The organism is Streptococcus sp. HMSC056C01 (genome assembly GCF_001811305.1).
Lineage (GTDB): Bacteria > Bacillota > Bacilli > Lactobacillales > Streptococcaceae > Streptococcus.
On the sequence record NZ_KV804214.1, the window covers coordinates 136,316 to 144,965 of the forward strand.

The following is an 8,650-nucleotide window of genomic DNA, read 5'->3' on the forward strand; positions in this document are numbered from 1 at the left end:
TAGTGATAATAAATAGTTATCGATAGGAGAAATAAGTGTATATAACTAATAAGTTTGAAGGAAAAATTTATCAGAGATTGAATAAAATTCTTGAATCATATAATCAAGATCAAAATAGTATCATAAATCTTGCTGCTTGTATTAGCTATCCATTCAACGAAGTATTAAAAATACAAAGCTTTCCACTTTCTACACTTCCAACTGAAGGCGTTGTTGAAAAACGTTATTTTCCTCATTGTACTTCATTAGATGATATTGAATTATACGCTGAGGAATTGTGTTGCAAACTCTTTAATATAAGGTCCAATGATTATCGAGTTAGTTTACAACCAAATTCTGGAACTCAGGCTAATCAAATTGTTTATAATGGAGTTTTAGAAAGAGATGATTTTATTCTATCATTATCACCAAAAGACGGGGGACATATTTCACACACTTACACAGGTAGAGGTAAGGTTATATATTATCATTTAGATAATAATTTAAAAGTAGATTTTATTGAGCTAAGGGAATTATTAGAGCTATATAAACCCAAATTACTTGTTGTCGGTGCTTCATCGTATGGAAATGAGTTTAATTATAAAAAAATTTATAAGACGGTTAAAGAAACTAGTCCTGACACTCTCATATTGGCAGATATCTGCCATAGTGTCTTGTATATTATGGCAGATATTCATCAGGCAATTTTCCCTTTTGTAGATTTTGCTACTTTTACAATGGATAAGTGTTTACGTGGACCTCAAGGAGGTGTGCTAGTTTATCGTAGCTCTTTTGAAAGAGAAATAAGTTATTCTATTTTTCCTAGAACTCAAGGGGGTCCGACACAATCTGCATTATTTGCTAAATGTATATGTTTAATTAAATTATTGTCAATAGATATTCAAAGTTATGCTAAAGAAGTCCTTAAAAATACTCAACTGTTAATAGATTGCTTAACTAGCTATGGAATCGATGTCATCTATAAACAGTCAAAAACTCATGTTGTTTTAATCAACTTATCAAATCTAAACTTTAATGGTAAAGAAGCAGAAGAGTTACTTTTCGAGCATAGAATATTGGTTAATCGTAATCAAATTCCGAATGATATATATGGTCCAATGACTACTTCAGGAATTAGGTTAGGAACAGTTGGTATTACAAATTTAGGATACACAGAGCCTGATATACAGAAATTAGCTGAACTAGTAGCTAATTTACTAAAATATAAACAATTCAACTACTCTATACACTCTGAACTCATTAGCAAATATCACAAAAAGATTAATATCTCCAATTAGGAGATAGACCAAGACAAAAATTATAATTTTTATATGGAATTAGTATATAGTATTTAGTTAATCCATCCTTATAATTTTCAATATATGATTGATCATAAACAGAAGGAATATCACTAATTTGTTTTAGATTGTATACAACTTGAAATTTATACCAAGGATCATCTATTAGTGGAATTTCTGACTCAAAGTATCTTAAAGAATTCTGAAAATCTATAAGAGAAATATTTTCAGACACCAATTCAACAACTAATTTATTTAGTTTAAGCATACGAACATCTAAAGTTAAAGATCTAGGACACATTTGAAGTGATTTATTGATATATTCTAGAGATTGTTGATAATCTTTCTTCATTAGAAATAAAACTGATTTATTACAATATGATTCAAAAATTTCATTTGAATCATATTTTTTTAGTATTTTTTCTGCTTTGTTGAGATTTTCTAAAGCTAAATCATATTCTCTATTCCATGTATAAATAACTCCTAAATTATTATATACAGTTGCAACAGGAATATACTGCTCATTCACTTGAAAATACTCTAATGCTAATTTGAGATTTTTAGTAGCTTGTTCAATTGGAAAATAATGGGCAGAATTTCGTAAAATAATATAATAAAAATCATCTTTTTCTACTGCATTAAGAGTTTCATTAAGAAGTTTTATTGCTTCTTTATCTTTACCTAGATGTCCATAAGCGTTTAATTTATAGAGCAAATTTCCTGAGTTGTTTTCTAATTTTTCTAGTAAATTTAACGCTTCATTAAATTCATATAGTTGAATTAAAAATCTAGGATAATATAAATTTATATTTTCCGAATAATACTCAACTTTAAGATTTCTAAGAATTGTTAAACCATCATTAAAATTTGAAGTCCATTGATGTGAATTCAAAATATAATGTATATATTTCTCTGGTAATAATTCTATTAAATTAAATATCTTTTTACTCAAAGATACGATATAAAAATAAGAATTTTTTCTATATTCTATTTCGAGTAATTTTTTTATGTATTCTATATTTTGTCTTAACTCTTCAAGACTACTGATATGTATTAAGCAGTGAATTAAGTAAGCTAATTCACCACCTATTCCTATGGATAAGATAGTCTGTTCTAAATATATTTTAAGATTCTCTGTAACTAATTTAAGATCAGAATCAGTAGTTTGATTTAATATACTATTAACAATTGATTCATGTGATATTTTTATCTTATCATTTGTATCTCCATTAATGTATACAAAGCCTGCATTAATAAGAGCATTTAACGAATTCGATACTTCAGTTGTGTCCTCTATAATAGATTTTATGTAGTTAAAAACTATTTCTTTACTCATTCCAGCTGGAAAAATTGATGATATAATCAGAATATTTTTTTGAGTGTCTGAAAGTTTATTATAAATGTCAGAAATACTAAGTAGTTCTGAATTAGGGTTGTCTGCCAGTTTATTAATAATTAATTCAATTTCTTTATAATTTCCTTTAGTTAACTGCCAAATTTGATTTAACATGGTATTATCTAGAAAATCAATCTGATTATTTATTAATAATTTACACTCTTCTTCTGTCAGATAAGATAAATTTAATACATTAGAAGTATAATTATCTAATGTATCTAATTTATCTAATTTATCAACTAAACTGACAGCTTCATCAGTTCGATGTATTATGGTCAAAGAAATTCCTTTTTGAAGTGTGTTGAAATCATCTTCAAATTTTATTTTTATATTATCAGGTAAAAATTGATAATTATCAATAATTATGTTAACTCTGATTTTTTTTGAAATATTATAGAAGTAACGTAAATATAGATCACTTTCGAAAATTTCTTCTTTTATTTCAGAAATAACTTCCTCCCAAGGATAGTCAATAATTTTCTTATACGGAACGTTTAATGAAATTAGTGATTTGATAAGTTTAAAACTATGCTTCAATGTTAAGTTGGTTAGTTTTTGTTTTCTTAAATAATTTGAGAACGAATATTTATGTGGTATAGATAAACAAAGATTTCTCCTGAATTGAGTAGCTATATAAGCTCCTTTTAATAAATTTTCAAAAAATTTATTACTTTCAAATCCATCATTTGCAACATCAACATATAAAATAAAAATTTCTTTATTATTTCTATATATTTGTTGGCTAACTTCTTTAACTAATTCAGTCTTGCCACTGCCACTAAAACCATTTATAATGAATAAACTATTTTTATCATTGCTAGAATACTTAAAATGGTGTTTTAGCTGTTCTATTTCATTGTTGCGTCCATAGTACATAAATATTCTCCTACCGATAACTATTTATTATCACTAGTATACCATAAATTCATTTTTAGTAGTTTGATTTGTATAATGATTTTTTAGTCTTGAATTTTCGCATTAAGTGCACATTTTCTCTTGTGAACTTAGATAAGGATATTTAATTTATAAAAGGAAATTTTATAGTATAGTTGTGATTTTTATATTTTCAGTTTAAGCAAAATAGCGGTGGTATGCTATATGTTTTTCTTTGTTAATGGTATAATGTAATATATAGAGAGATAGTTATTTATCGAGGTTAGAATTTGGCAAATAATAGACAAATTGAGACATTAGGTGTTTCATATCTGACAACATTCATAAATAGACATAGTTTACTTCAGACTTATTTTGATAGTAATGATAAAACTCCAGTCTGGGATGGTGAGATTCATGTTCTTAAAACTTCTAGTGAGAAAAGAAGTGAAATATTTGGTAAAGTGCCTGTTCAAATTAAAGCTACAAGGCAACAGAAGAATAAATTGAAATCCTTCTCGTTGGACATAAGTGATTTAGAATTATATTCAAAAAATGGTGGTGTAGTTTTATTCGTAGTTTGGTTAAGCGAGGATGGTGATTTAAGAAATATCTACTATAAATCATTACCTCCTCTTTCTATAAAGAAGCTAATTAAAAAAAGTAATTTTAAAAATAAAACAACAAGCAATAAGAAACTTTCTGTACAGATTCATGAATTAGACGAACAAAAACTGTACCCTATGCTAGTCGATTTTATAACAAATAGTCGTAAGCAATATAGCTTCATAAATGTTGATGGTATTTCAGTTGAAGATATCTCTGATGATAGTAACCTTAAATTCTATTATTATGGTCAAGAAAAAGGAGAGATCTTTAACTATCAGGAAGAGAATGATCTCTTCATTTATTATAAAGATCCTTTAACTGGTATTGAAGTACCACTTGAAAATACAATAAAGGTTGTCGAAACTTACGAGGAAACAGATCTAATTATTACAATCGGGAATACTATTTTTCAAAATGTAAAAAGGCATAGATTCCCTGATGGGAGTGTACAACTCCATTTTGGTGAAGGTTTTAAAATGTCATTTGATGTTAAGAAGAAACAATTCACATTTAACTACACAAGACCTAATATGTTATCAAAAGCCATAAAGTGCACTCAGGCACTTCAAGAACTAGGAAAATTCGGATATTACAAGCTCAATGGTAATACAATAGAACTAGATGAACAGTCAATATTGGATATTACTTCACGTGATTTAGAGACTGAGATAAAGGAATTGGTACAGATTTCAAACTTCATGGAAAATATGGGGATACAAAAAGAGGTTGATCTAACTTACTTTGATAAACAATCTCTAAGAAATCTAAATATTCTCAATTTAGGCCTTATTCTAAAGAAGAAAGTTGCCTTAAATTATAATGAATCAAAATTACTTCACCTAAGAATTGCTAATATCCACATTATTACCTTATATGACTTTGAGACAGATAATATTGGAACTATGATAGACATTTTTACTGAAATTCCTTGGTGTAGGAGAGGTGAAGGTGAAGATTCGTCCTACATTTCAATCTTTGAAGTTTTAGAACCAAATGACTGGTTAAAAATAGATAATTGTGATTTTGATTCGGTTATTGCCTCTTACCAAATATTAGTTGATAATCAATTGAAATATGAAGGAACTAACAACACTATTATAAAAATAGTTGTGGCTGCTGATAAGGCAGAAGATGTTTCTAGAAGTGAGTTATTGCTTAATTGGGCACAATGTCTTTCTGACTGGAACTTAAAATACTCCAAAAATTGTGAGATGGCTATAATAAATGACCTTCAAATAAAATCTAGAGTTCGTAAATTAAACAGCAAAGAAATGGAGATTCTGAGCAACATTTTAGTAAATAGTAATGATAACTATGAACTTTGTTTTGGCTCATCAGTTTTATTAAAATCAAAACCACAAGCTGACTTGTTTTGGAATAAACTGGATAATGAGACGAAAGAAAGATATATAGATTTTCCTATTTATGCTTTGTATTTGAAATTATTGTAAAATTAAAGAAGATTAGAAGGAAATAACATATGGACATAAAGAAAGTAATGTATTATAATTCAGTACCACAATTTTTGAAACCTAAACTAAATTATTTTGCAAGAGATTTCCTTAATGATTATTTTGATCAGGTAGAAGATATAGAAGCAGGTTCTAATTTTGAAGTTGAAGTGGAGTATGAAGGTGATTTAGAAGTTTATTTTGTTAAGTTTATCTTTAGTAAAAAAGGTGGAGGAGTGTTTAGTGGTAATTCTGAAAATGAATTAGATATTTATTGCAATTATGAACTCAGCGCAACTGTAATTTTGGAATAAAAAAGGAATTAAAAATAAAAGGTAATATCAAAATAAAAAAGATATACATCACTAAGAAGAAAAACTGTGATCAAAATTAATATAGATTAAAGTAGATTCTGGAATGGTCTATTTTATATATATTAAATAAATTTGAAGTGTATTTTCCTGATAGATACAATAGTATACAAGACCAATGAGAAGATACCGTAATTTTATCGGTTGATATATTGAAAAGATTAGGATAGTATGCTATAATCACATTAGGAGGATAAAAATAATGAAGAAAAATTTTTATAAAAAATTGGGTATTTCAATTATTGCGAGTACTTTATTGGCTAGCCAGTTGTCGACAGTATCTGCTTTGACTGTTATTACTAATACAGGTGAAGAATATGAGGTAAGTGAAACTTTACAAGAAAGTCCAGAACCAAGTAGTTATTCACTTCCAGATATTTCACCGACTTACGGTCAATTTTTTACAAGTCAGCCGGAAGCAATTATTGGGAGTAACGACTAAGTTTCGATTGAGAATACTTTACAATATCCTTATTCTACATCAGTCTATGTAGAGTCTGTATTTCATGGTGTAGAAGATGGTAAAAACAAAACTTATAGGGGGAGTGCTAATTTTATAAAGGACAATATTCTTATTACTGCAGCTCATAATATCTATAAACATGAGTTTGGAAAAGATGCTGAAGAATTATATGTTACTCCTGCTGCTACACCCAATAAAGCTCCATTTGGTACAGTAAAAGTAAAGAAATATTACTATCTAAAAAATTATGTGTCAGACAATCCAGGTAGGCATTCAAAGAATGATTTAGCGTTATTAGTTTTAGAAGAGCCTATTGGGACTAAAACAGGGACACTTGGTCTCTCATCTTTATCCACAAATCTTTCTGGTTTGAATGTAACTGTTACAGGTTATTCAGCGCTTTCTGAAGCTGTACAGATGTATACAGATACTAGAAATGTAATACGTGATACAGGGGACTTTTTATATTATAATGTAGATACATATGGTGGTGCTAGTGGTGCTGCTGTCTATGATGCTTCACATCGTGTCGTAGGTGTACACATAGGAACTGAATCAAGAGGATCAGATATTGTTAATTTGGCAGTAAAATTAAATGAACAAAACCTATCCTTTATTTATTCCATCCTTGAGGGACATTCTATTGATGGTTGGAAATTGATTAGTGGTACGTGGTATTACTATAAGAATAGTACGAAACAAACAGGTTGGCAGAAAATAAATGATACTTGGTACTATCTAGATGCTTCAGGTAAGATGCTTACAGATTGGCAAAAAGTAAACGGAAAATGGTATTACCTTGAATCCTCTGGTTCGATGGTAACAGGTTGGAAATATGTACGAGGCAGATGGTATTACTTAGATAATAAAAATGGTGATATGAAGACTGGTTGGTATAAAGATGGTTCAACATGGTACTATCTAGATCCTACTAATGGAGACATGAAAACAGGTTGGATAAAAGTAGGAGGAAACTGGTATTATCTCAATTCAAGTGGATCAATGGTTACAGGTAGCCAAACTATCGATGGTAAAGTTTATAATTTCGCTTCATCTGGTGAGTTGATTTAATATTGGAGGTATATATAAATGAAACTTTTGAAAAAAACTATGCAAGTTGGACTAACAGCAATTTTCTTTGGTTTGCTAGCTACCAATACAGTATTTGCAGATGATTCTGAAGGATGGCAGTTTGTCCAAGAAAACGGAAGAACTTACTACAAAAAGGGTGATCTTAAAGAAACCTACTGGCGAGTGATTGATGGTAAGTACTATTATTTTGATTCTCTATCTGGAGAGATGGTTGTCGGCTGGCAATATATCCCGTTTCCATCTAAAGGTAGTACAATTGGTCCTTACCCAAATGGTATCAGATTAGAAGGTTTTCCAAAGTCAGAGTGGTACTACTTCGATCAGAATGGAGTGCTACAAGAGTTTGTTGATTGGAAAGCATTAGAGATTAAAACTAAAGACAGTGTTGGAAGAAAGTACGGGGAAAAACGTGAAGACAAAGAAGAGAAGCGTTATTACACGAACTATTACTTTAATCAGAATCATTCTTTAGAGACAGGTTGGCTTTATGATCAGTCTAATTGGTATTATCTAGCTAAAACTGAAATTAATGGAGAAAACTTTATTGGTGGTGAAAGACGTGCAGGTTGGATAAATGATGGTTCAGCTTGGTACTACCTCGATCCAACAACTGCTGCAATGCAAACAGGATGGCAATATCTAGGTAATAACTGGTACTATCTCCGTTCATCAGGTGCTATGGCAACAGGTTGGGTGAAAGATGGTTCAACTTGGTATTATCTAGATGCTCAAAATGGTGATATGAAGACAGGTTGGGCTTATGTTGGCAACAGTTGGTACTACCTTCGTTCATCAGGTGCAATGTCTACTGGTTGGATGAAAGATGGTTCAACTTGGTACTACCTAAATGCAAGTAATGGAGATATGAAGACAGGCTGGTTCCAAGTAAATGGTAAATGGTACTATGCCTATGATTCAGGTGCTTTAGCTGTTAATACCACAGTGGGTGGTTATTACGTAAACTATAACGGTGAATGGGTTAAGTAATGAAGGCTAATGTTAAACTGTAGTTGATACTTAACATAGTAAAAGAGAGAATCAGAGTGTGATTCTCTCTTTTGTAATTTAAAATGATTTTAAGAAAGTTTTTATATGTGTTTGAAAAATTGTATAATCTA

Annotated in this window: 7 protein-coding genes; 6 read left to right on the plus strand and 1 reads right to left on the minus strand. The window is 29.5% G+C overall.

Going from position 1 to position 8,650, the window contains the following annotated elements:
* Nucleotides 1-35 precede the first annotated feature (35 nt).
* Nucleotides 36-1,277, plus strand: a complete 1,242-nt coding sequence (locus tag HMPREF2795_RS09225) for a glycine hydroxymethyltransferase (RefSeq protein ID WP_075228706.1) — start codon at nucleotides 36-38, stop codon at nucleotides 1,275-1,277.
* Here HMPREF2795_RS09225 and HMPREF2795_RS09230 read toward each other — a convergent pair.
* A complete protein-coding gene (locus HMPREF2795_RS09230) occupies nucleotides 1,261-3,549 on the minus strand; it encodes a tetratricopeptide repeat protein (protein WP_075228707.1) in 2,289 nt (762 codons plus the stop codon). The genes HMPREF2795_RS09225 and HMPREF2795_RS09230 overlap by 17 nt on opposite strands.
* A 287-nt stretch (nucleotides 3,550-3,836) precedes the next feature.
* Between HMPREF2795_RS09230 and HMPREF2795_RS09235 the strand changes: the two genes are divergently transcribed.
* The 5 genes from HMPREF2795_RS09235 to cbpJ all read left to right on the plus strand — a co-directional run bounded on the left by HMPREF2795_RS09235 (nucleotide 3,837) and on the right by cbpJ (nucleotide 8,519).
* Complete coding sequence (locus tag HMPREF2795_RS09235) at nucleotides 3,837-5,606, plus strand: DUF4365 domain-containing protein (protein ID WP_075228708.1); 1,770 nt, start codon at nucleotides 3,837-3,839, stop codon at nucleotides 5,604-5,606.
* A 29-nt stretch (nucleotides 5,607-5,635) separates the two neighbouring features.
* Entirely contained in the window at nucleotides 5,636-5,920 is a 285-nt protein-coding gene (locus HMPREF2795_RS09240) for a hypothetical protein (RefSeq protein WP_000351861.1), read from the plus strand.
* A gap of 259 nt (nucleotides 5,921-6,179) precedes the next feature.
* The gene (locus HMPREF2795_RS10680) at nucleotides 6,180-6,419 is read left to right on the plus strand and encodes a peptidase (protein WP_148131301.1); all 240 of its coding nucleotides are present in this window, start codon (nucleotides 6,180-6,182) and stop codon (nucleotides 6,417-6,419) included.
* Nucleotides 6,420-6,533: 114 nt separating this feature from the next.
* Nucleotides 6,534-7,511: a trypsin-like peptidase domain-containing protein gene (locus HMPREF2795_RS09245; RefSeq protein ID WP_148131302.1), complete on the plus strand. Its 978-nt coding sequence runs from the start codon at nucleotides 6,534-6,536 to the stop codon at nucleotides 7,509-7,511.
* A gap of 18 nt (nucleotides 7,512-7,529) precedes the next feature.
* Nucleotides 7,530-8,519 (plus strand): choline-binding protein CbpJ, encoded by a 990-nt coding sequence (gene cbpJ / locus HMPREF2795_RS09250; protein WP_075228709.1) that lies wholly within the window; start codon nucleotides 7,530-7,532, stop codon nucleotides 8,517-8,519.
* The last annotated feature ends 131 nt before the right edge of the window (nucleotides 8,520-8,650 follow it).

What these genes read in the sequence shown, in the direction of transcription:
- HMPREF2795_RS10680 (WP_148131301.1), top strand. Translation starts at nt 6,180, where the DNA reads ATGAAGAAAAATTTTTATAAAAAATTGGGTATTTCAATTATTGCGAGT.
- HMPREF2795_RS09240 (WP_000351861.1), top strand. Translation starts at nt 5,636, where the DNA reads ATGGACATAAAGAAAGTAATGTATTATAATTCAGTACCACAATTTTTG.
- cbpJ (WP_075228709.1), top strand. Translation starts at nt 7,530, where the DNA reads ATGAAACTTTTGAAAAAAACTATGCAAGTTGGACTAACAGCAATTTTC.
- HMPREF2795_RS09230 (WP_075228707.1), bottom strand. Translation starts at nt 3,549, where the DNA reads ATGTACTATGGACGCAACAATGAAATAGAACAGCTAAAACACCATTTT.